At 73.7% G+C, this 21,819-nt stretch carries 19 protein-coding genes; 14 read left to right on the top strand and 5 right to left on the bottom strand.

All coding sequences use genetic code 11. The features are described from left to right. The first annotated feature begins 30 nt into the window (after positions 1-30). On the top strand, positions 31-1,812 hold the full coding sequence (locus ACGGZK_RS06270) for a carbohydrate-binding domain-containing protein (protein WP_395245411.1): 1,782 nt from the start codon (positions 31-33) through the stop codon (positions 1,810-1,812). Between the two features lie 115 nt (positions 1,813-1,927). Here ACGGZK_RS06270 and ACGGZK_RS06265 read toward each other — a convergent pair whose 3' ends face one another. Then, positions 1,928-2,344, bottom strand: coding sequence for a transferase (locus ACGGZK_RS06265; RefSeq protein WP_395245410.1), 417 nt, complete (start codon positions 2,342-2,344; stop codon positions 1,928-1,930). Between the two features lie 240 nt (positions 2,345-2,584). On the opposite strand from ACGGZK_RS06265, the gene ACGGZK_RS06260 reads away from it, so the two are divergent. From ACGGZK_RS06260 to ACGGZK_RS06250, 3 genes are read left to right on the top strand one after another with little or no spacing between them, the layout of a single operon-like run. Then, on the top strand, positions 2,585-3,898 hold the full coding sequence (locus ACGGZK_RS06260) for a glycosyltransferase (protein ID WP_395245409.1): 1,314 nt from the start codon (positions 2,585-2,587) through the stop codon (positions 3,896-3,898). 43 nt (positions 3,899-3,941) lie between these two features. Next, positions 3,942-5,747, top strand: coding sequence for an ABC transporter ATP-binding protein (locus ACGGZK_RS06255; protein ID WP_395245408.1), 1,806 nt, complete (start codon positions 3,942-3,944; stop codon positions 5,745-5,747). Then, positions 5,744-6,682 carry an energy-coupling factor transporter transmembrane component T family protein gene (locus ACGGZK_RS06250; protein WP_395245407.1) on the top strand — a complete coding sequence of 313 codons (939 nt, stop codon included), beginning with the start codon at positions 5,744-5,746 and terminating at the stop codon, positions 6,680-6,682. The genes ACGGZK_RS06255 and ACGGZK_RS06250 overlap by 4 nt, the downstream gene beginning before the upstream one ends. Positions 6,683-6,841: 159 nt before the next feature. Here the strand turns inward: ACGGZK_RS06250 and ACGGZK_RS06245 are convergent, their stop codons facing one another. Beyond that, complete coding sequence (locus ACGGZK_RS06245) at positions 6,842-7,819, bottom strand: FKBP-type peptidyl-prolyl cis-trans isomerase (RefSeq protein ID WP_395245406.1); 978 nt, start codon at positions 7,817-7,819, stop codon at positions 6,842-6,844. A 161-nt stretch (positions 7,820-7,980) separates the two neighbouring features. On the opposite strand from ACGGZK_RS06245, the gene ACGGZK_RS06240 reads away from it, so the two are divergent. Further along, complete coding sequence (locus ACGGZK_RS06240) at positions 7,981-8,793, top strand: class I SAM-dependent methyltransferase (protein WP_395245405.1); 813 nt, start codon at positions 7,981-7,983, stop codon at positions 8,791-8,793. Positions 8,794-8,818: 25 nt separating this feature from the next. Here the strand turns inward: ACGGZK_RS06240 and ACGGZK_RS06235 are convergent, their stop codons facing one another. After that, positions 8,819-9,667 carry a sulfurtransferase gene (locus ACGGZK_RS06235; protein ID WP_395245404.1) on the bottom strand — a complete coding sequence of 283 codons (849 nt, stop codon included), beginning with the start codon at positions 9,665-9,667 and terminating at the stop codon, positions 8,819-8,821. A gap of 128 nt (positions 9,668-9,795) precedes the next feature. Here ACGGZK_RS06235 and ACGGZK_RS06230 point away from each other — a divergent pair, with 128 nt between their 5' ends. The 6 genes from ACGGZK_RS06230 to mnhG are packed head-to-tail and all read left to right on the top strand — an operon-like array spanning position 9,796 to position 16,210. After that, positions 9,796-12,795, top strand: coding sequence for a Na+/H+ antiporter subunit A (locus tag ACGGZK_RS06230; protein ID WP_395245403.1), 3,000 nt, complete (start codon positions 9,796-9,798; stop codon positions 12,793-12,795). Then, positions 12,792-13,313, top strand: a complete 522-nt coding sequence (locus ACGGZK_RS06225; protein ID WP_395245402.1) for a Na(+)/H(+) antiporter subunit C — start codon at positions 12,792-12,794, stop codon at positions 13,311-13,313. The genes ACGGZK_RS06230 and ACGGZK_RS06225 overlap by 4 nt, the downstream gene beginning before the upstream one ends. Beyond that, positions 13,310-14,920 (top strand): Na+/H+ antiporter subunit D, encoded by a 1,611-nt coding sequence (locus ACGGZK_RS06220; RefSeq protein ID WP_395245401.1) that lies wholly within the window; start codon positions 13,310-13,312, stop codon positions 14,918-14,920. The genes ACGGZK_RS06225 and ACGGZK_RS06220 overlap by 4 nt, the downstream gene beginning before the upstream one ends. Further along, entirely contained in the window at positions 14,917-15,504 is a 588-nt protein-coding gene (locus ACGGZK_RS06215) for a Na+/H+ antiporter subunit E (RefSeq protein WP_395245400.1), read from the top strand. Before ACGGZK_RS06220 ends, ACGGZK_RS06215 begins: the two co-directional genes overlap by 4 nt. After that, positions 15,501-15,773 (top strand): monovalent cation/H+ antiporter complex subunit F, encoded by a 273-nt coding sequence (locus ACGGZK_RS06210; RefSeq protein ID WP_395245399.1) that lies wholly within the window; start codon positions 15,501-15,503, stop codon positions 15,771-15,773. The genes ACGGZK_RS06215 and ACGGZK_RS06210 overlap by 4 nt, the downstream gene beginning before the upstream one ends. Further along, entirely contained in the window at positions 15,770-16,210 is a 441-nt protein-coding gene (gene mnhG / locus ACGGZK_RS06205; protein ID WP_395245398.1) for a monovalent cation/H(+) antiporter subunit G, read from the top strand. The genes ACGGZK_RS06210 and mnhG overlap by 4 nt, the downstream gene beginning before the upstream one ends. 62 nt (positions 16,211-16,272) lie before the next feature. On the opposite strand, the gene ACGGZK_RS06200 is transcribed toward mnhG, so the two are convergent. Next, positions 16,273-17,925: a M20/M25/M40 family metallo-hydrolase gene (locus ACGGZK_RS06200; protein ID WP_395245397.1), complete on the bottom strand. Its 1,653-nt coding sequence runs from the start codon at positions 17,923-17,925 to the stop codon at positions 16,273-16,275. 169 nt (positions 17,926-18,094) lie between these two features. On the opposite strand from ACGGZK_RS06200, the gene ACGGZK_RS06195 reads away from it, so the two are divergent. Next, on the top strand, positions 18,095-18,484 hold the full coding sequence (locus tag ACGGZK_RS06195; RefSeq protein ID WP_395245396.1) for an STAS/SEC14 domain-containing protein: 390 nt from the start codon (positions 18,095-18,097) through the stop codon (positions 18,482-18,484). 16 nt (positions 18,485-18,500) lie between these two features. Here the strand turns inward: ACGGZK_RS06195 and ACGGZK_RS06190 are convergent, their stop codons facing one another. Further along, positions 18,501-18,887 (bottom strand): hypothetical protein, encoded by a 387-nt coding sequence (locus tag ACGGZK_RS06190; RefSeq protein ID WP_395245395.1) that lies wholly within the window; start codon positions 18,885-18,887, stop codon positions 18,501-18,503. 87 nt (positions 18,888-18,974) lie between these two features. Between ACGGZK_RS06190 and ACGGZK_RS06185 the strand changes: the two genes are divergently transcribed. Both ACGGZK_RS06185 and ACGGZK_RS06180 read left to right on the top strand, forming a co-directional pair. Further along, complete coding sequence (locus tag ACGGZK_RS06185; protein WP_395245394.1) at positions 18,975-19,535, top strand: GNAT family N-acetyltransferase; 561 nt, start codon at positions 18,975-18,977, stop codon at positions 19,533-19,535. Positions 19,536-19,595: 60 nt separating this feature from the next. Further along, complete coding sequence (locus ACGGZK_RS06180; protein WP_395245393.1) at positions 19,596-21,701, top strand: RecQ family ATP-dependent DNA helicase; 2,106 nt, start codon at positions 19,596-19,598, stop codon at positions 21,699-21,701. Positions 21,702-21,819 lie beyond the last annotated feature (118 nt).

The following is a 21,819-nucleotide window of genomic DNA, read 5'->3' as shown; positions in this document are numbered from 1 at the left end:
CACCATCCACGAAGAAACGGACCCCAGAACATGACCGACCCCACGCCCACCGCCCCGCGCCGGCGCCGCCCCTGGCTCCTCGCCGCCGGCTTCGCCCCGCTCGCCCTCGCCGGCACCCTCGTGCTCGCCTCCTGCAGCACGACCGCCGACCCGGCCACCGGCACCACCACGACCACCGACGAGACGGTCTCGCTCGCCGCAGCCGCCGCCGTCGACCCCGGCGCGACCGCCGCCGAGGTGATGGCCGACAACGAGGCCGCCCCCGGCGAGGACGGCGACGACACCTGGACCGAGTCCGACGTCGTCGACGTCGCCCTGTCGGGCACCGGCGCCACCGCCGACTCCGACGTTGTGACCTCCGCCGACGGCACGGTCACGATCACCGAGCCCGGCACGTACCGCCTGAGCGGCGACCTCGACGGCGGGGTCGTCGTCGACACGGCCGCCGACGGGCTCGTCCGGCTCATCCTCGACGGCGCCGACATCCGCAACCCCGACGGCGCGGCGATCGCGATCACCGCCGCCGAGCGCGCCCAGGTCGTGCTCGCCGACGGCAGCGACAACCTGCTCAGCGACACCACCTCGTACGCCGACGGCGCCGACGTGAACGCCGCCCTCTGGAGCGCCGCCGACCTCGTGATCGCTGGCACCGGCTCGCTCACCGTCGACGGCAACGGGAACGACGGCATCGCGAGCAAGGACGGCCTGCGCATCACCGGCGGCGAGATCACCGTCGACGCCGTCGACGACGGCATCCGCGGCAAGGACGAGGTGCAGGTCGATGGCGGCACCCTGTCGATCACCGCCGGCGGCGACGGCATCAAGGCCGACGACACCGAGGACGCCGAGCGCGGCTGGATCGCGATCGCGGGCGGCGACGTGACCGTCGTGGCCGGCGGCGACGGCCTCGACGCCGAGACCGACGTCGTCGTCTGGGGCGGCACCCTCGACGTGACGGCCGGCGGCGGGAGCGGGGCATCCGTCGCCGACGACGCCTCGGCCAAGGGGCTGAAGGGCGGGGTCTACGCGGTCGTCGACGGCGGCACCGTGACCGTCGACGCGGCGGAGGACGCCATCCACGCCGACAACACCGCGCACCTCGCGAACGGCGAGACCGCCCTCGCGGCCGGCGACGACGGCGTCCACGCCGACGTCGCGCTGACGGTGTCGGGCGGCACCCTCGACGTGACCACGTCCCACGAGGGCCTCGAGGCCGCGGCGATCGTGATCTCGGGCGGCGCCACCTCGGTCGTCGCCTCCGACGACGGCGTGAACGCGTCGGCCGGCGACGTCGCCTCCTCCGCCGAGCCGACGCTGACCGTCTCGGGCGGCACCCTCGCGGTCGACGCCGACGGCGACGGCATCGACGTGAACGGATCGATCACGATGACGGGCGGCACGGTCACCGTGCAGGGGCCGACGAACGACGGCAACGGCGCGCTCGACTACGACGGCACGTTCGACATCTCCGGCGGTACCGTCGTCGCGGCCGGCAGCTCCGGCATGGCGATGGCGCCGGGTGCGGATGCCGCGCAGGCGTCGGTGCTCGTCACGCTCGCCTCGACCGCGCAGGCCGGGTCGACGCTCCGGCTGGTCGCCGCCGACGGCACGGTCGTCGCGACCGTGCCGGTGACGAAGGCGACCACGTCGCTCGCGGTGTCGGCCCCCTCGCTCGTGAACGGCGAGACCTACACGGTGACCTCTGGCGGCACGAGCCTCGGTTCCGCGGTCGCGGGCGAGCAGGTGTCGATGGGGATGCCCGGCGGCGGGGGCGGCCCCGGCGGCGGCGGGCAGCCGCCGGCGCGCGGCTGAACCGGCAGCGGCTGAATCGGTGGCGGACATGCGGATGCCCCGGGCGATCGCCCGGGGCATCCGTTCGTTCTCGTTCGGGTCGGTCGGTTCGAAGCCGCTCGGACCGGGCCGCGGCTCAGGCCGCGAGGCCGAGCCGGCGCAGGTCGTCGCGCGAGGCGTGCACCTCGCTGCCGGCCAGGATCTTGGCCTCGCGCGCCACGCGCGCGCCGTTCTGCACCCGCGCGTCGTCGCCGATCTCGGCGTAGGGCCCGATCAGGGCGTTGCGCCCGACGACGGCACGACGGCCGACGTGCGCGCGCACGCCGATCTCGGCGCGTTCGGCGACGATCGCGTCGCGCTCGATCCAGCCGCCCGGGCCGATGACGGCGTTCGGCTGGACCTCGGCACCCGGGTCGACGTACGCGGTTGCGTCGACGAACGCGGTCGGATGCACCTTCGCGGTGGTCGCGACGAGGCCGCGCCCGTTCACGTGCTTCCGATAGCGCCGGAGCGTCCCGGTCTCGTCCTCGAACTCGACGTAGCTGATACCCACGTGGTTCCTCCCTTCGGATGCGGTCTGAGGGGGTTTCCGCACCCGCAACCCGTGCAACACGTCGGCTGACCCGCGTATTCCCGCGGTCTGCGGGCTGTCCCCCGACTTCCTCAGGGGCAGCACTGAACGTGCTCCCGAAGCCTTGTCGAGCCCTGCGCGCGCTGGTTGGCTCGCTCGTCGTGCGGCGGTCGCCGCCCTCGAGAGCCGCGGTTGCCACCGCCCGAGCCAGCTGGGAATCCCATGTCGACCTACCTCCTCTGCGCGAGCCCCATCCAGGGCCACGTGTCGCCCGTCGTCGCCATCGCCCGCGACCTCGTCGCGCGCGGCCACGACGTCACCGTGCTCACCGGCTCGCGCTTCCGCGGGGCGGTCGAGGCCGCCGGCGCCGCGCACCGCCCGCTCACCGGCATCGCCGACTTCGACGACCGTCGCCTGCTCGAGGACCACCCCGAGCGCGCCGCGAAGCGGGGTATCGCGAAGCTGGAGTTCGACGTGCAGGTCACCTTCATCCGCCCGGTGCCCGACCAGTTCCGCGACGTCGAGCGGGCCGTCGCCGAGCTCTCGCCCGACGCGATCCTCGTCGAGGGGGCGTTCGCGGGGGTGCTGCCGTACCTCCAGGACGACCCGACGTCGCGGCCGCCCGTCGTCGGCGTCGGCGTGATCCCGCTCGTGCAGGGCAGCGTCGACACCGCCCCCGCGGGCCTCGGCCTCGCGCCGTCGTCGACGCCGTTCGGGCGGCTCCGCAACCGGGTGCTGGGCGCGCTCGTCACGCGCGTGCTGTTCCGGAAGTCGCAGGCGCTCGCGCAACGGACCCTGCGCGACCTCGGCCGGCCCGAGCTCGAGACCTTCGTGTTCGACTTCACCCGCAAGTGCGACCGCTACCTGCAGCTCTCGCCGGCCGAGTTCGAGTACCCGCGCAGCGACCTGAGCCCGAACGTGCGCTTCGTCGGCACCGTGCTGCCGCCCGCACCCGACGACCCCGAGCTGCCGGCCTGGTGGCCCGAGCTCGACGGCGACCGCCCGGTCGTGCACGTCACGCAGGGCACGATCGACAACACCGACTTCGACCGGCTCGTACGCCCGACGCTCGACGCGCTGGCCGACCGCGACGTGCTCGTCGTCGTCGCCACGGGCGGCCGGCCCGTCGACGACCTCGGCGAGCTGCCCGGCAACGCGCGCGCCGCCGAGTTCCTGCCGTACGACCTGCTGCTGCCGAAGACCGACGTGTTCGTCACGAACGCCGGCTTCGGCGGAACGCAATACGCCCTGAGCCACGGCGTGCCGATCGTCGCGGCCGGCGCCACCGAGGACAAGCCCGAGGTCGCGATGCGCGTGCAATGGGCGGGCGTCGGCGTGAACCTGCGCACCGGCACCCCGGCGCCCTCGGCGGTCGCCCGGGCGGTCGACCGCGTGCTCGCCGACCGCGGGTTCCGCGACCGCGCCCGCGCGATGGCCGCCCGCATCCGCGACTACGACACCTTCGGCCTCATCGCCGAGGAGCTCGAGCAGGCGGTCGCCGCCGCGCGGCTCCGCCTCGAGGTGCCGGTGTCGTAGCGGGTACGACCTCGCCGGGGCCTGAGGTTAGGCTGGCCTTATCATGACCCTCTCGCCCCTCCTCGAGCTCGACGAGGTCCGCATCCGGCACGACGGCGCGGCCCGGCCGACGCCCGACGGGGTCAGCCTCACCATCCGTCCCGGCGAGGTCGTGCTGGTGCTCGGCCCGTCGGGCTGCGGCAAGTCGACGCTCGCGCTGGCGCTCGACGGGCTCATCCCGCACGCCGTCCCCGCCGACCTCGACGGCACCGTCACCGTCGCCGGGCTCGACAGCCGCGAGCACCCCGTCGGCGTGCTGAGCGAGCACGTGGCCATGGTGTTCCAGGACCCCGACGCGCAGGTCGTCACCGGCACCCTCCTCGACGAGGTCGCCTTCGGCCCCGAGAACCAGCTCGTGCCCGCCGCCGAGGTGCTGGCCCGCGCCGAGCGGGCGTTGAAGCTCGTCGGCCTCTGGGACCGTCGAGCCGAGAACCCCGACCGCCTCTCCGGCGGCGGCCGCCAGCGGCTCGCGATCGCCTGCGCCCTGGCGATGGCCTCCCCCGTGCTCGTGCTCGACGAGCCAACCGCGAACCTCGACCCGGCCGGCATCGACGAGGTGTACGCGGTGCTCCGCGAGCTCGCGAGCGAGCGCGACCACGCGATCGTGCTCGTCGAGCACAACCTCGACGCCGCCGTCGACGTGGTCGACCGGGTGGTCGTGCTCGACGGTGCGGGCCGGCTCGTGATCGACGGCCCCGCGCGCGAGGTGCTCCGCGACCGTGCCGGCGACCTGCTCGCCCTCGGCGTGTGGCTGCCGGTGTCGACGCTCGCGGCGCTGCGCCTCCGCGAGGCGGGTGTCGTGCTCGACCCGCTGCCGCTGACCCCGGCCGAGCTCGCCGCCGCGCTCGACGCCCGCGACGAGCTGCCCGCCCCGCTCAGCGACGCGGCGCCGGTGCGCTCGACGGCCCTCGACCCGCGGCCGGTCATCGGCGCGCCGCCCACCACGACCGGCTCGGTGCCGGTGATCCGCGCCGACGGAACGGCGGATGCCCCGCCGACGGCGATCACCGTGCGCGCGCTGTCCGTCCGCCGCGGCGGCAAGCGCGGCGCCGAGGTCGTGCACGACGTCGACCTCGACGTGGCATCCGGCGACTTCCTCGCCATCGTCGGCACCAACGGGGCCGGCAAGACCAGCCTGCTGCAGGCGATCTCCGGCGTCATCCCGGCGCCGCGGGGCACGATCGACGTGCTCGGCCTCGACCCGCAGCGCGCCGACGCGCGCGAGCGGAGCCGGCGCATCGGCTTCGTGTTCCAGAACCCCGAGCACCAGTTCGTCGCCTCCTCCGCGGCCGAGGAGCTCGAGCTCGGGCTGCGCCTGCAGGGCGTCCCCGAGGAGGCGCGCGGCGCGGAGGTGGCGCGCATGCTCGACCGCTTCGGCCTGGCGGAGCTCGCCGGCCAGCACCCCTTCCTGCTCTCGGGCGGCCAGAAGCGGCGCCTCTCGGTCGGCACGGCGCTCATCGCGGGTGCGCCCGTGCTCGCCCTCGACGAGCCGACCTTCGGCCAGGACCGCGAGCGCGCCGCGGAGCTCCTCGACATGCTGCGGACGCTGAACGAGCAGGGCACGACCGTGCTCGTCGTGACGCACGACCTGCAACTGGTGGCCGACTACGCGTCGCACGTCGCGGTCATGCAGGGCGGCCGGATCCTCGGCACCGGGCCGACCGCCGAGGTGCTCGCCGGCCCGCTCGTCGAGCAGGCCGGGCTCCGCCACCCGCCGCTCGCGCGCGCCACGCGTGGCCTCGAGCGGCACCCCCGCTGGCGATCGGTGACGCGGATGTCGCAGCTCCCGGTGTCCGGAGGCCGGCGATGACCGCGGCCGAGACCACCGCCGCCGAGGCATCCGTTCCCGATCCGGCCGCCGCGTCCGCACCCACGCGACCGGCCGCGCCCGCCCCCGCGCCAGCACCGGCGCCCGCAACGATCGACCCCTTCGCCGAGCAGCAGGCGCCCGCGTGGCGCTTCCTGCACGGCCTGAACCCGCTCGCGAAGCTGTTCGCCCCGCTGCCGGTCATGCTCGTGCTCGTCTTCACGCGCGGGCTCGCCGTGCCGATCGTGGTGATCGTGCTCGGCGTCGTGCTGCTGCTCGTCGGCGCGCACCTGCGCGCCCGCGCGGCCGCGCTCCTCGTGGCCGGGCTACCGGTCGCGGTCGCGCTGCTCGGCGTGAGCTTCGGCATCTGGACGGACCCCGAGCGGCTCGCGCCGTCGCCCGCCGACGCCGTCGTGCTGTGGTCGATCGGCGACTGGGAGTTCACGCTCGCGATGTACCTCGTCGGCCTCGCGACGGCGCTGCGCATCGCGGCGCTGCTCGTGCTGAGCCTCGTCGCCGGCCTCACCAGCACCGGTCCCGAGCTCGTGCGCGCGCTCGTGCAGAACCTGAGGGTGCCGTACCGCATCGGCTACACGGCGCTCGCGGCGCTGCGCTTCGTGCCGAGGTTCGGGCACGAGCTCGAGGTGATCCGCGCCGCCCACCGGGTGCGCGGCACCGACCACGGGCGCGGCCCGATCGCCGCCGTGCGGCGCATGCTGAGCACCGCGATCCCGCTGCTCGCGAGCGCGATCCGGCACGCCGAGCGGGTCGCCCTCGCGATGGACGCCCGCGCCTTCGGCGCCCACCCCACCCGCACCGAGCGCACCATCAGCCGGTGGCGGGTGCGCGACACGGTGTTCGTGGCGCTGTTCTGGGCGACCGCGGCGGCCGTGTTCTGGTGGGGGTTCGCCAGCGGATCGGCCTGGCTGGCGCTGTAGCGACGCCGGGCGCCGCGCGCCGCGCGCCGCGACGAGGCATCCGTGTCGTGCGGAGGACGTTCACGCCGAAGACGCCGAAGACGCCGAACGGCGGCGGACCCCGATGGGTCCGCCGCCGTTCGCGGTCGGCGCGCGGCTGCCCGCGCCCCGGTGCGGGGCCTAGCCGGCCGCCGCGGAGTCGAGGATCTCCACGTAGAAGACCAGCGTGTGGCCGCCGAGGCCGTTGCTCGACTCCTCGGTGCCGTAGCCGAGCTCCGGCGGGATCGTCACGATGAGCTTGGTGCCGACCTGCTGGCCGACGAGCGCCGCGCCGAAGCCCGGGATGACGCCCGAGGTGGTGAACGTCGCCGGCTCGCCGCGGTCGAAGCTCGAGTCGAACGTCTCCTTCGTGTCCCAGTTGATGCCCACGTAGTTCACGGTGACGCTGTCGCCGTCGGCGACCGTGGCGCCGTCGCCCTGCTCGAGGACCTTGAGCTGCAGCTCGGTCGACGGGGCGGCGTCGGGGATGGTGATGGTCGGGGCGGCGTCGCCGTTCTGCGTCACCTCGGGGACGTTCTCGGTCCACTCGCTCGGCGTGGGCAGCGGCTCGGCCTCCGGCTCGACGTACTCGTCGACGACGTCGGCCACGATCACGACCGAGTCGCCCGCGGCGACGCCGATCGACTCGTTGCCGGTCTCGCCGTAGAGCGACGCCGGCGGGGCGACGGTGACCGTGCGGGTGCCGTAGGGCTGGCAGTCGATCGCGGCGCGGAAGGATTCGAGCAGGGTCTCGTCGGCGATGCCGAGCGTGGCCGGCTGCGAGACGAGCTGCTCGCCGCTCGTGCCGTTGAACATCGTGATGACGACGTTGGCGGTGTCGCCCGGCTTCGTGGCGTCGCCGTCGCCCTCGATGACCACCGTGGTCTGGAGCTCGTCGGCCTCGAGCGGGACGGTGAAGTCGGCGGTCGGCGTCTGACCGAAGTCGCCGTCGACCTTCACGGACTCGCTGGCCGCGCCCGACGGCGCCGTCGTGCACTCGCCCGCGGCCGCCGTGGGGCTCGGGGTGGACTCGGGGTCGCCGCCGGTGCAGCCGGCGAGCAGGAGCGCGGCCGACGCGGCGAGGGCGACGGGCGCAGCGAGGCGCAGGGCTCGGTTCATCAGAGGGGGTCTCGTTTCGATCGGGACGTGGACGTCTCCGGACAGTCTGCCCGTTCGAGGCTCACGATTGGCTGTGTCCGCCCGGCGCGCTCCGCGACGCTGGCGCGTCGCCCATCGCGCCGGCGCGGGTTCCCAGCCAGAATAGGCAGATGGGGGACGGAATGCAGATTCGCGGGGGCGATCGGCTGGACGGAGGGGTCTTCGGCGACGCCGATGACTTCTCGGTGCTGGACGAGGTGCTGTGGGAGCCGATCTCGGCGGCGACGCTCGTTCGCTCGAGGCCGCAGTTCGACGAGCTCGTGCTCGACGCATGCTGCGGCGCGGGCGCGTCGGCGCTGCCGACCGCCGAGCTGGTCGGCATCGGCGGGCTCGTCGACGCCATCGACACGTCGGAGCCGCTGGTCGAGCTGGCGCGGGATCGGGCGGGATCGCGGCTGCCGCAGCTCCACCTCTCGGTCGCCGATGCGACGACCTGGGAGACGGTCGGCTACGACCTGGTGCAGTGCGTGCTCGGGGTGTTCCTCTTCGACGACCTCGACGAGGGCGTGCGCCACCTGGTCGAGGCGGCGAAGCCCGGCGGGCGGGTCGCGGTGACGGTCTGGGCGCGCGGTGCCTTCGATCCGATCCCGGCGGCGCTGGCCGAGGCGCTCCGCGGCGACACGGATGTCCCGGACACCGACGCCTTCGCGCACCTGGTGATGTCGGAGGCCGAGACGCCCGGCTCGCTGGCGCTGTGGTTGTCGGGCCACGGCCTGGTGCAGGTGCGCGCCGACGCTGTGCACCGCCATCTCGAGCTCGACGACGACCTGGCCTGGGCTCTGGTGCTCGGCACGCGCCTGCGCACCTTCGTGGCCGGCCTCGACGCCGAGGCGCTCGATCAGGTGCGCGAGCGGTTCGTCGAGTCCCTCCGCACGCGCGAGGTGACCTCGATCGACGTGACGACCCTGATCGGCGTCGGCCACCGGCCGGCCTGAGCCGGGGCCGCCGGGGCACGCCGGGTCACGCCGTCGCGCCCGGCTCCGCCCCGGTGGCGACGGGCCGGTCCTCCCGCGACCACTGGCTCCACGACCCGGGGAACAGCGCCGCGTCGATCCCCGCGAGCGCGAGGGCTGCGACCTCGTGGGCGGCGGTGACGCCCGACCCGCAGTACGCGGCGACGGCCGCGCTCGGCGTCGCCCCGAGCCCGGCGAAGCGATCGCGCAGCTCGCTCGGCGGCAGGAACCGGCCGTCGGCGTCGAGGTTGCCGGCCGTGGGCGCCGACCGTGCACCCGGCACGTGCCCGGCCCTCGGGTCGATCGGCTCGACCTCGCCGCGGTACCGCTCGCCGGCCCGCGCGTCGAGCACGACGCCGCCGCCCGCGGCGAGCGCGCCGGCCTCGTCGGCGTCGACGACGGGCATGCGCCCCGGCCGCGCGGTCGCGTCGCCCGGTGCGGGCACGACCTCGCCGGTGTCGAGCGGATGCCCCGCCGCGATCCAGGCGGCCAGGCCGCCGTCGAGCATCCGCACGTCCTCGAAGCCGGCGTCCCGCAGCAGCCACCACGCGCGCGCGGCCGACTGGTTGCCGAGGTCGTCCATGACGACGACGGCGTCGCCGTCGTGCAGCCCCCAGCGGCGCATCCCGCGGGTGAGTCGTTCGGCATCGGGCAGCGGATGCCTCCCCCGACCCTCGACCGAGTGGTCGCTGAGCTCCTCGTCGAGGTCGACGTAGACGGCACCCGGCACGTGCCCGGCGAGGTACGCCGGCCGGCCGTCGGGCACGGCGAGGCTCCAGCGCACGTCGAGGACGACGGGCGGTCGCGGGGAGGCCAGCCGCTCGGCGAGTTCTCCGGTAGTGAGGAGGAGGTCCATGCCTCCATCCTCCCTCGCGGGCCCCCGGCGGGCGGCCCGCGGCACCCCCGATCCATGCCCGCCGGGGAATGCGCCGCCGTGCGCCCCGTAGACTGGGGGACGGAACACGGTGCGCGCGAGGAGGTTGAATGCTGTTCAGCCTCGTCGTGTTCGGTGCGCTCTCCCTGATCGCGCCACTCCTCACGAGGCTGCTCGGGCGACGCGTCTTCCTCGTCCTCGCGATCCTCCCCGCGGTCGTCTTCGTCGTGCTCTGCACGTGGCTGCCGGGCGTCGTCGCCGGCACGCCCGTCGTGGAGTCGGTCGAGTGGATCCCGGCCCTCGACATCTCGCTCACGTTCCGGCTCGACGCGCTCGCGCTGCTGCTCGCGCTCATCGTCACCGGCATCGGCGCCCTCGTGCTCGCGTACTGCACCTGGTACTTCGACGACGACGAGCCCTCCCTCGGCCGCTTCGCCGCGCTGCTGCTCGCGTTCGCCGGCGTGATGCTCGGGCTCGTCACCTCCGACGACGTGTTCGTGCTGTTCACGTTCTGGGAGCTCACGAGCGTGCTCTCGTACCTCCTCATCGGCCACTACACCGGCCGCAAGGAGAGCCGCGGTGCGGCGCTGCAGGCCCTCACGGTCACCACGTTCGGCGGCCTCGCGATGCTCGTCGGGCTCGTGGTGCTCGCCGTCGCGGGCGGCACGACCTCGCTCGCCGAGCTCGTCGCGAACCCGGTGACGGGCGCCGCCGGCGAGTGGGGCGTGGCCCTCGTGCTGGTCGGCGCGATCTCCAAGAGCGCCCTCGTGCCGTTCCACTTCTGGCTCCCCGCGGCGATGGCCGCCCCCACCCCGGTGAGCGCGTACCTGCACGCCGCCGCGATGGTGAAGGCCGGCGTGTACCTCGTGGCGCGGCTCGCGCCGGGGTACGCCGACCTCGAGGTGTGGCATCCGATCGTGGTGATCCTCGGCGCGACGACCATGCTCGTCGGCGGGTGGCGCGCGCTCCGCCAATACGACCTGAAGCTGCTGCTCGCCTACGGCACCGTCAGCCAGCTCGGCTTCCTGGTGCTCGTCACCGGGTTCGGCACGCGCGATGCCGCCCTCGCGGGCGTCGCGCTCCTGCTCGCGCACGCCCTGTTCAAGGCGACCCTGTTCCTCGTGGTCGGCATCGTCGACCACTCCGCAGGCACGCGCGACTGGCGGAAGCTCAGCGGCCTCGGCCGGCGGATTCCCGTGGTCGCGACGGTCGCGATGCTCGCCGCCGCGAGCATGGCGGGCATTCCGCCGCTGCTCGGGTTCGTCGCGAAGGAGGCGGTGTTCACCGCCTTCCTGGAGGCCGGCGAGGCCGGCGGCGGCGGCGCGTCGGGCCTCGCGGCCTGGGGCTGGCTGGCCCTCGTCGGCGCGTTCGTCGGCTCGGTGCTGACCTTCGCCTACACCGTGCGCTTCGTCTGGGGCGCGTTCTGGTCGAAGCCCGAGGTCGAGCCGACCCCGCTGCACCGCGGCAGCCCGCTCGCCGTCGTCGCGCCCGCGATCCTCGCCGTGGCGGGACTCGTGGCCGCGTTCGTCGTCGGCTGGATCGAGCCGCTGTTCACCGCCTACGCCGACGAGCTCCCCGGTCCGCACGAGTACCACCTGGCCCTCTGGCACGGGCTCGAGCCGGCGCTCTGGCTCTCGCTCGCGGTGTACGCGCTCGGCACCCTGCTCGTCTGGGGCCGTGCCCGCGTGGCTCGGCTGCAGGCGGCGGTGCCCGTGCTCGTCGACTCGGGCCGCGGCTACCTCGGCATCGTCTCGGCAGTCGACCGCTTCGCGGCGCGGATCACGAGCCTCATCCAGCACCAGGGCCTGCCCGGCTACCTGGGCATCACGGTGACCGTGTTCATCGGCGGGCTGGGCCTGTCGGCGATCGTGAACACGACCTGGCCCGGCAGCGTGCGGCTGTGGGACTTCCCGTCGCAGCCGTTCATCGCGCTCGTGATGGCCGCCGCCGCGATCGCCGCCGCCGTGGTGCGCCAGCGCCTCACCGCCGTGCTCCTCGTCAGCGTGACCGGCTACGGGTTGGTGCTGCTCTTCGGCATGTCGGGCGCGCCCGACCTCGCGCTCACGCAGGCGCTCGTCGAGACGATCGTCATCGTCGTGTTCGTCCTCGTGCTGCGCCGCCTGCCGAAGCGGATCGCGCAGCGGAACCCGCCGGTGCACCGGGTCGCCCGCATCATCACGGGCGCCCTGTCGGGCCTCGTCATGGGCGTCATCGGCCTGGTCGCGCTCGGCGCCCGCATCGAGCCGACGATCGCCGAGGGGCTGCCGGCGCTCGCCCTCGAGGCGCACGGCACGAACATCGTCAACGTCATGCTCGTCGACATCCGCGCGTGGGACACCCTGGGCGAGATCTCGGTGCTCGTCGCCGTCGCGACCGGCGTCGCGAGCCTCATCTTCGTCTCCGGCCGCACCGGCGGCGCCCCGCGGCTCGACACCCCGGTCGACCGCCGCGACCGGTTGCGCCCGGTGCCCGAGCCCGCCTCCAGCATCCGCGCGGCGAAGCCCAGCGTCGCGGAGGTCGCGGGCGAGACGGATGCCGCGGCCGAGGCCGCATCGACCCGGCAGTCGTGGCTCCTCGCGGGGCGCACGCTCTCGCCCAGGTCGCGCTCGATCCTCATCGAGGTGCTCGTGCGCCTGCTCTTCCACCCGGCCATCATCGTGTCGGTCTACCTGCTGTTCGTCGGCCACAACGCGCCGGGCGGCGGGTTCGCCGGCGGCCTCCTCGCGGGTCTGGCGCTCGTCGCCAGGTACCTGGCCGGCGGGCGGTACGAGCTCGGCGAGGCCGCCCCGATCGACGCCGGGCGCCTCCTCGGCACCGGCCTGCTGCTCGCCGCCGGCACCGCGACCGCGCCGCTCCTGTTCGGGGCGACCGTGTTCCAGTCGGCGTGGTTCGAGGCCGACGTGCCGGTGCTCGGCACCCTCTCGATCGGCACCTCGACCCTGTTCGACATCGGCGTCTACCTCGTGGTCGTGGGGCTGGTGCTCGACATCCTGCGCTCGCTCGGCGCCGAGGTCGACCGCCAGCAGGAGGAGGCCGACGAGGAGTCGGCGTCCACCGGCGACACCGCTCCCGGCGAGTCCCGAGACGAGCCCGAGGAGGTGCGCGCGTGACCGCATCCCTCACCCTCGTCGTGCTGATGGCCGTCATGTTCGGCGCCGGCATCACGATCATGCTCGAGCGCAGCCTCACCCGCGTGCTGATCGGCTTCCTGCTCGTCGGCAACGCCGTGAACATCCTCATCTACCTGATGAGCGGCGCACCCGGCCTCGCGCCGATCCTCGGCGAGGGCGTCGAGGCCGGCGACATCTCCGATCCGCTGCCGCAGGCCTTCGTGCTCACCGCGATCGTGATCAACCTCGGCATCACCGCCTTCATGCTCGCGCTCATCTACCGGTCGTGGTGGCTCGCCCAGCTCGGCGACGCCGGCGACCTGCTCGAGGACGAGACCGACCTCGCCGAGGACGCCGAGGAGGCCGAGGACCTCATCCGCTCCTCCGCCGCCGACGACCGGGCGATCCAGGAGCTCATCGACGCGAGCGACGAGGAGTTCGACGAGGACCCCGAGCTCGAGGCATCCCGCCGCGAGGCATCCGACCGCGACCACGCCGATGAGGAGGCCAAGCCGTGACCGCCGCCACGCTCGTCCCCCTCGTCGTGCTGCTGCCGCTGCTCGGCGCCGCCGCCGCGCTCATCCTGGGCCGCCACCGGCGCGCCCAGATGGCCGTGTCGGCCACCGTGCTCGGCGCGGTCGCCGTGATCGCGGCCGCGCTGCTCGTGGTGATCGACACCACCGGGCAGGGCGTGAGCGTCGCGATCGGCGGCTGGGAGGCGCCGTACGGCATCGTGCTCGTCGTCGACCGGCTGAGCGCCATCATGCTCATCGTGTCGGCGATCGTGCTGCTCGGCGTCCTCGTCTACGCCGTGGGCCAGGGCATCGCCGACCAGCATCGCGAGACGCCGGTGTCGATCTTCCACCCGTCGTACCTGATCCTGTCGGCGGGCGTGTTCGACGCGTTCATCGCGGGCGACCTGTTCAACCTGTACGTCGGGTTCGAGATCCTGCTGTCGGCGTCGTACGTGCTGCTCACGCTCGGCGGCACCGGCGAGCGCATCCGCGCGGGCGTCACGTACATCATCGTGAGCCTCGTGTCGTCGCTGTTCTTCCTGTCGGCGCTCGCGCTCATCTACGGCGCGACCGGCACGGTGAACATCGCGCAGCTCTCGACGCGCATCGCCGCGCTGCCCGACGACGTGCAGCTCATGCTGCACCTGCTGCTGCTCATCGCGTTCGGCATCAAGGCGGCCGTGTTCCCGCTGTCGTTCTGGCTGCCCGACTCGTACCCGACCGCGCCCGCGCCGGTCACGGCGGTGTTCGCGGGCCTGCTCACGAAGGTCGGCGTCTACGCGATCATCCGCTCCGAGACGGTGATCTTCCCCGACAGCGACCTGTCGGTGCTGCTGCTCGTGGTCGGCGGCATGACCATGGTCGTCGGCATCCTCGGTGCGCTGACGCAGGCCGACCTCAAGCGACTGCTGTCGTTCACGCTCGTCAGCCACATCGGGTACATGGTGTTCGGCATCGGCCTCGCGTCGCAGCTCGGGCTGGCCTCGACGATCTACTACGTCGTGCACCACATCACCGTGCAGACGGCGCTGTTCCTCACGACCGGGCTGATCGAGCGCGTCGGCGGCTCGACGTCGATCACCCGCCTCGGCGGCCTGCTCAAGGCGTCGCCGCTCGTCGCGATCCTGTTCTTCATCCCGGCGCTCAACCTCGGCGGCATCCCGCCGTTCTCGGGATTCCTCGGCAAGGCCGGCCTGTTCCTCGCCGGCGGCGAGGCGGCGGATGCCCCGGGCGCGACGCCCTGGCTCATCTGGGCGGTCGTCGCGGCCGGTGCGGCGACCTCGCTCGTCACGCTGTACGCGCTGACCCGGTTCTGGAACATGGCGTTCTGGCGCGGCCGCGACGAGCTCGAGGGCTACGAGTCGGTGCTGCTCGAGCAGGTGCAGGAGTTCCCCGACGCGCACGGCGGCGTCGCGACGGTGCGAGCCGGCACGGTCGCCCGGGTGCGCACGCCGGTGCTGATGGTCTCGGCGACGGTGGCGCTCGTGGCGATCACGCTGCTGCTCACGGTGTTCGCCGGACCGCTGTTCGACCTCGCCGGCCGCGCCGCCGCCGACCTCGGCGACCCCTCGACGTACGTCTCCCTCGTCTTCCCGGGAGGTGCGCCGTGAACGAGATCTCGCCCTGGCGGGCCGTGTGGCGGCAGCTGCCGCTGCTCGTCGCACTCGTCGCCCTGTGGCTGCTCCTGTGGGACCACATCGACCTCATCACGATCGTGACCGGGGTCATCCTCGCCGTCCTGGTCACCCGGGTGCTGTACCTGCCGCCGGTCCTGCTGAGCGGCCGGTTCAACCCGTGGCGGGGGCTGCTGCTCGGCCTGCGGATGATGGCCGACGTCGTCGTGGCGTCGCTCCAGGTCGCGTTCTTCGCGGTGAACCCGCGGTGGCAGCCGGTGAACTCGATCATCGCCGTGCAGCTGCTCACCCGCAGCGACCTCGTGACCACGCTCACCGCCGAGGCGATCTCGGTCGTGCCGGGCACCGTCGTCGTCGACATCGACCGCGAGCGCGGCCTCCTGTACCTGCACGCCCTGGGCACGCGAACGAACGCCGACATCGATCGGGTGCGCCACCAGGTGCTCGGCACCGAGGAGCGGATCGTGCTCGCGATCGGCACGCACGCGCAGGCCGAGTCGATCCGCGCGGCCCGCCGCGAGCGCCGGGCGGCACGCACGTCGAAGGGAGCGGGCGCATGACCTTCCTGGAACTGGTCGGGCTCATCGCCGGGGTGATGTTCGGCATCGGCGCGATCGCGGCGGTGGTGCGGATCATCCGCGGCCCGTCGATCCTCGATCGTGCGCTCGCGACCGACGTGCTCCTCGCGATCGCGATGTGCGGGCTCGGGGCCGAGATGGCGATCAACCGGCACGTCGACACGCTGCCGGTGCTGCTCGTGCTGGCCATGTTCGCCGTGGTGGGGTCGATCTCGATCGCCCGGTTCGTCGCGAAGCAGGACAAGTCGTGAACGCCACCGAGATCGTCGTCGCCCTGCTCGTGCTCGTGAGCGGGTTCCTGTCGATGGCCGCCGGCATTGGCATCATCCGCTTCCCCGACGTGCTCACCCGCCTGCACGCGGCGACGAAGCCGCAGGTACTGGGGCTCGCCGCGATCCTCCTCGCGATCGTGCTGCGCGTGCCGACCTGGGGCGTGCTCACCACGGTCGTGCTGATCATGACGTTCCAGCTGCTCACCCAGCCGATGACGGCGCACATGCTGGGCCGCAGCGCCTACCGCACGGCGCACGTGCGGCACGACCTGCTCATCGAGGACGCGCTGGGCCACGACATCGCCGAGCACGCCGAGGACTTCACGGATGCCACGGCCGAGCTCGAGGACGAGGGCGAACTCGCCACCGGCGAGCATGCCCCCAGCGAGGCGGAGCGCCCGCCGCGGCCCGAGTAGACCCCCGCACGCGACGACGGCCGCCCGCTCCGGCTGGGAGCGAGCGGCCGCCGCCGATCAGGTCAGCGCCGGAAGTGCGCGCCGAGCCGCTCGGCGTCGTACGTGCCGAAGCCGTTGCCCTTCGCGGTGCCCTTCACCGACGAGGTGGTCTGCGCGTAGGTGAGGATCGAGTGCGCGACCGCATCCGTCATCTCCTCGAGCACGACCTGGTTGATGTTCGTGATGGCGCCCTGGTACTCGAGCGCACCGTCGTACGACTCGTTCAGGGCCTCGTACAGCGCATCGAGGTCGTCGTCGCCGACCGCGAGCACGTCGAGGTCGTCGCACGCTGCGTGGTAGCACGGGTCGTACGACACCGCCTCGCCGTCGAACTCGGCGAGGCCGCCGTAGAGGCCGACCTGCGCCTCGGTCTTCGCGCCCTCGGCCCCGGTGAAGAGGCCGCCGGCCGGGATGCCCGCGGTGATGAACGCGTCGTAGTCCGACCGCCCGTCGAACGCCGTCGGCTCGGTCGCGAGGCCCTGCGAGGCGAAGTAGTCCTCGAAGACGCCCTCGATGCCGTCGCTGCCGTTGGGGCCCTCGATGCCGAACGCGTCACCGTCGCCGTCGTAGATGAACCGCGCCGGGTTCGGCGAGCCGATCATGTCGAAGTTCAGGTACAGCGCGAGGTCCTTCTGCTGTCGCGGCGTGAGCGAGTCGACGTAGGCCTGCGAGCCGATGAGGCCCGCCTCCTCGGCGCCCCACCAGGCGAACCGGACGGCGTTGCGCGGCTGGATGCCGAGGTCGTGCATCTGGAGCGCGATCTCGAGCAGCGCGGCCGAGCCCGACCCGTTGTCGTTGATGCCGGGGCCCGCGGGCACCGAGTCGAGGTGGGCGCCGGCCATGACGACCCGGTCGGTGCGACCGGTCGGCGTCTGGGCGATCACGTTCTTCGTCGGCACGTTCTGCTCGACGAGCGTGTCGGTCGCGACCCGCATCTCCACCGGGCCGGAGGCGAGCAGTCCGGCGAGTTCGTTCCCGATCTCGAACGAGGTGCCGACGACGGGGATGGGGTCGGAGAACTGGTCGCCGAGGGTCGCGCCGAGGGTCTCGGTGCGGCCGTCCTGGCCCTCGTTGAAGATGATGACGGCCGATGCCCCGGCCATCGCCGCGTTGTGCGCCTTCACCGAGAAGTCGCACGTGCCGCGCTGGACCAGGGCGATGTTGCCGGCGACGAACCCGGCGTTCGTGAAGTCGGCCGCCTCGCAGCCGCTGTTCGACGAGCCCGCGGTCGGCCCGGGGGGCAGCACGAGGTCGACGGCCTGGAGGGGGGCGGTGACGTCGCCGCTGCCGGAGTAGTCGGCGGTGAGGACGTCGGTGCCGGCCTCGTACACCCGCGGGTCGGGCGAGACGCGTTCCATCTCCGGCGGTGCGAGTTCGGTGAAGCGGTTGAACAGGAACTCCTGGACGCTCACCTGGTAGCCGGCCGCGGTCAGCGTCTCGACGAGGTGGTCGGCAGAGGCATCGAACCCGGGCGTCCCGCTGGCACGCGTGCCGCCGTTGGCGTCGGCGATCGCCTGGAGGTCGGCCAGATGTCCCATGACGGCGTCGGCCGACACGGCGGCGCGCAGTGCGCTCGTGTCCGTCGGGACGGCTGCATTGGCGATCGGAGCGGCGCTCATGGCGACGACGGCGGCGATGCCCACGACCCCGATTCCGACCTTGTGTGGTGTCTTCACGATCTCTCCCTGCTTCGTTGCAAGGGCGTGCGCCGTCCACGAGATCGGGTAGTTCCAGCGTCGGGCACGCCATCGGACGCAGCCAGAGTCTCCCGAACCCGAGGATGTGTCAACCCATTGACTGGCCGGGATACGCTTCGATCACGGCAGCATCCGAGGGGGACGCACGATGATCGAACCGCTTTCCGACCTGCCCGACGGCGTGATCGGCTTCCGCGCCGTCGGCACGATCGAGGCATCCGACTACCGCGAGCGGCTGCGCCCGGCGATCGACGAGGCCGTCGCCGCCGGACGGAAGCTCGACCTCGTCTTCGTGCTCGGACCGGAGTTCGACCACTACTCGCTGTCGGCCATGTGGGAGGACGCGAAGCTCCTCGGCGAGCCGTGGTCGAGCTGGGGCCGCGCCGCCTTCGTCACCGACCACGACGTGCTCGCCGGCATCGCGAACGCCTTCGGCGGGCTCGTGCCCGGCGAGTTCGAGGTGTTCCCGCTCGAGCGGGAGGCCGAGGCGATCCAGTGGGTCGCCGCCGACCCCGCACGCGAACCGGCGGCCGAGTAGGGCGCGACGCGCGACCCTACCCGCGCCCGCGCACCCGGTCGCTGCGCGCGAGGAACGTCGCACCGACGATCGTCACGAGGCACAGCACCGCCGGCACCACGGTGCGTACGACGTCGCCCTGCGTCGCGCCGATGAACGCGTCGATGCCCTGCACGACCGTCAGCACGACCGCGATCGCGAGCAGCGCGTCGTCGGAGCGGAAGAGCGGCGCGATGAGCGCCACCACCACGATCGCGACGCTCCGGGATGCCGCGTACCAGGGCCCGGCCTCCTCGAAGCCGCCGACCGCGATCACGTCCGCGACGGAGTACCAGACGCTCACGATGGCGCTGACCAGCGTGAGCGAGTAGCAGATCCAGAACGCCGCGCCGCGGGCGGCCACCGGCTTCGTCGTCACCGTCATGCGCCCAGCGTGGGGCGACGCCCGCCCGCGCCCGCGGCGGCGCGCCGACGACGACGGATGTCGGTCCCCGGCGCGTACCGTCGGAGCATGGCGACCGCTGGCATCCCGACGACCCGCACCGCACGGCTCGACCTGCGTCCGCCCGTCCGCGACGACCTCGACGGGTTGTACGCCATCTGCACCGACCCTCGGGTCTGGGCGCACTTCCCCGCCCTCCGGCACACCGATCCGGCGCAGACGCTCGCGATGATCGACCGCTGGGCCGCCGGCTGGGAGGTCGACGGGCTCGGCACCTGGGTCGCCCGCCTCGCCGGCGACGACCGCGTCGTCGGCTACGGCGGCTGCAGCGTGCTCGGCGGGGTCGTGTGGAACCTCGGCTACCGTCTCGCCGCCGACCTGCACGGGCAGGGGCTGGCGACCGAGCTCGCCGGCGAGGCGGTACGGCAGGCGCACGAGGTCGCACCCGGGCGGCCGGTCATCGCCTACCTGCTCGAGCACAACGCGGCGTCGGCGGGCGTGGCGCGCAAGCTCGGCTTCGACCTGGTGCACCGCGGGCGAGATGCCGGCAATCCGGATCCCGACGCGGTGCGGCTGGTCTACGCCGACCGGCCGCTCGACGCCGAGCAGCTCGCGGCGGCGATGCGCTGAGCCCGGACCGGCCGCCCCGGCGCACACCCCGCTGTCGGATGCATCCGCGATGCTGGAGGGATGACCCCCACCGCGACCGGTACCCGCGACGCCGCCCTCGCCGCCCTCCGCGAACTCGTCGGTCGCGACGACGCCGAGTTCCACGACGGCCAGTACGAGGCGATCGAGGCCCTCGTCGAGGGGCGCCGTCGCGCGCTCGTCGTGCAACGCACCGGGTGGGGCAAGTCGGCGGTGTACTTCGTCGCGACCCTGCTGCTGCGCCGGGCGGGGGCCGGGCCGACCGTGCTCGTCTCGCCGCTGCTCGCGCTCATGCGCGACCAGGTCGCGGCCGCCGAGCGCGCGGGCGTGCGGGCGGTGTCGATCAACTCGACCAACGCGCACGAGTGGGCCGACGTGCTCGCCCGCCTCGACGCCGACGAGGTCGACGTGCTGCTGGTCTCCCCAGAGCGCCTCAACAACCCGACGTTCCGCGAGGAGCAGCTGCCCGCCCTGGTGCGTCGCATCGGCATGCTCGTGGTCGACGAGGCGCACTGCATCAGCGACTGGGGCCACGACTTCCGGCCCGACTACCGGCGCCTGCGCGACCTCATCGCGCAGATGCCCGCCGGGGTGCCGGTGCTCGCGACGACCGCGACCGCGAACAGCCGCGTCGTCGCCGACGTCGCCGAGCAACTGGGCACCGCGGGCGGCGAGGTGCTCACCATCCGCGGACCGCTCGCGCGCGCCTCGCTCCGGCTCGGCGTGCTCCGCCTGCCGGATGCCGCGACCCGGCTCGCGTGGCTGCTGAGCCACCTCGACGACCTGCCCGGGTCGGGCATCATCTACACGCTCACCGTGTCGGCCGCGGAGGACACCGCGCGGCTCCTCCGCGAGCGCGGGCACGACGTGCGCGCCTACACGGGCCAGACCGACCCCGACGAGCGCGTCGAGTCGGAGGGCATGCTGAAGCGCAACGAGGTGAAGGCCCTCGTCGCCACCAGCGCCCTCGGCATGGGCTTCGACAAGCCCGACCTCGGGTTCGTGCTGCACCTCGGCGCCCCGTCGTCGCCGGTGTCGTACTACCAGCAGGTCGGCCGCGCGGGCCGTGCGAGCGACAACGCCGACGTGCTGCTCCTCCCCGGCCCCGAGGATCGCGCGATCTGGCAGTACTTCGCGACGGCCTCGATGCCCGACGAGGAGCGGGCGACCCGGGTGATCGATGAGCTGGCGTACGCCGGCGGCCCGGTCTCGACGCCGGCACTCGAGGCCCGCGTCGACCTGCGCCGCACCCCGTTGGAACTGCTGCTCAAGGTGCTCGACGTCGACGGGGCGGTGCGGCGGGTCTCGGGCGGATGGGTCGCCACGGGCACCCCGTGGACGTACGACCGCGAGCGCTACGCCCGCATCGCGGCCGAGCGCGAGGCCGAGCAGCAGCACATGATCGACTACGAGACGACGACCGGGTGCCGCATGGAGTTCCTGCAGCGGTCGCTCGACGACGACACCGCCGCGCCGTGCGGCCGCTGCGACACGTGCGCCGGCGCCTGGTTCCCCACCGAGGTGGCGGCCGGTTCGGTCGACACCGCCGCCGGCGCCATCGACCGGGTGGGCGTGCCGATCGAGCCGCGCAAGCAGTGGCCGACGGGCGCCGACCGGCTCGGCGTGCCGGCGAAGGGCCGCATCGCGCCCGGCGAGCAGGCGGCCGAGGGGCGGGCGCTCGCGCGCCTCACCGACCTCGGCTGGGGCAACGCGCTCCGGTCGCTGCTGGCCGCGGGCGCGGCGGATGCCCCGGCGCCGGCGCCCGTCCTTGCCGGGTGCGTACGGGTGCTGGCCGAGTGGGGCTGGGCCGAACGGCCCGTCGCCGTGATCGCGATGCCCTCGCGGAGGCATCCGCTGCTCGTCGACTCGGTCGCGCGCGGCCTCGCCGAGGTGGGCCGCCTGCCGTACCTCGGCGAGCTCGGGCTCGTCGACGGCGGCCCGACGGGAGAGCCCGGCGGCAACAGCGCGTTCCGGCTCGCCGGCGTGTGGGGCCGCTTCACCGCGGCCGGGCTCGACGTGCCGGCCGGCCCGGTGCTGCTCGTCGACGACCTCGCCGACAGCCGCTGGACCCTCACCGTGGCGGCGCGCACCCTCCGGGCCGCGGGCGCCACCGCGGTGCTGCCCTTCGCGCTCGCGCTCCGCGCCTGACCCCGGTGGTCGAGCCCGTCGAACCCACCGGTGGTCGAGCCTGTCGAAACCCTCGGTGGTTTTCGACAGGCTCAACCACCGCAACCCTGGCGGTTTCGACAGGCTCAACCACCGCCGT

The organism is Agromyces sp. MMS24-K17 (assembly GCF_043950245.1).
In the GTDB taxonomy this organism is placed as follows: Bacteria; Actinomycetota; Actinomycetes; order Actinomycetales; family Microbacteriaceae; genus Agromyces.
The sequence above is the reverse complement of the archived record's forward strand: the minus strand, read 5'-3'. Positions and strand labels throughout refer to the sequence as shown.

Excerpts from the sequence above, each read along its gene's own strand:
- ACGGZK_RS06240 (WP_395245405.1), top strand. The coding sequence starts at position 7,981 with ATGCAGATTCGCGGGGGCGATCGGCTGGACGGAGGGGTCTTCGGCGAC.
- ACGGZK_RS06245 (WP_395245406.1), bottom strand. The coding sequence starts at position 7,819 with ATGAACCGAGCCCTGCGCCTCGCTGCGCCCGTCGCCCTCGCCGCGTCG.
- ACGGZK_RS06210 (WP_395245399.1), top strand. The coding sequence starts at position 15,501 with ATGACCTTCCTGGAACTGGTCGGGCTCATCGCCGGGGTGATGTTCGGC.
- ACGGZK_RS06270 (WP_395245411.1), top strand. The coding sequence starts at position 31 with ATGACCGACCCCACGCCCACCGCCCCGCGCCGGCGCCGCCCCTGGCTC.
- ACGGZK_RS06230 (WP_395245403.1), top strand. The coding sequence starts at position 9,796 with ATGCTGTTCAGCCTCGTCGTGTTCGGTGCGCTCTCCCTGATCGCGCCA.
- ACGGZK_RS06190 (WP_395245395.1), bottom strand. The coding sequence starts at position 18,887 with ATGACGGTGACGACGAAGCCGGTGGCCGCCCGCGGCGCGGCGTTCTGG.
- ACGGZK_RS06255 (WP_395245408.1), top strand. The coding sequence starts at position 3,942 with ATGACCCTCTCGCCCCTCCTCGAGCTCGACGAGGTCCGCATCCGGCAC.
- ACGGZK_RS06260 (WP_395245409.1), top strand. The coding sequence starts at position 2,585 with ATGTCGACCTACCTCCTCTGCGCGAGCCCCATCCAGGGCCACGTGTCG.
- ACGGZK_RS06180 (WP_395245393.1), top strand. The coding sequence starts at position 19,596 with ATGACCCCCACCGCGACCGGTACCCGCGACGCCGCCCTCGCCGCCCTC.
- ACGGZK_RS06195 (WP_395245396.1), top strand. The coding sequence starts at position 18,095 with ATGATCGAACCGCTTTCCGACCTGCCCGACGGCGTGATCGGCTTCCGC.
- ACGGZK_RS06235 (WP_395245404.1), bottom strand. The coding sequence starts at position 9,667 with ATGGACCTCCTCCTCACTACCGGAGAACTCGCCGAGCGGCTGGCCTCC.
- ACGGZK_RS06185 (WP_395245394.1), top strand. The coding sequence starts at position 18,975 with ATGGCGACCGCTGGCATCCCGACGACCCGCACCGCACGGCTCGACCTG.
- ACGGZK_RS06250 (WP_395245407.1), top strand. The coding sequence starts at position 5,744 with ATGACCGCGGCCGAGACCACCGCCGCCGAGGCATCCGTTCCCGATCCG.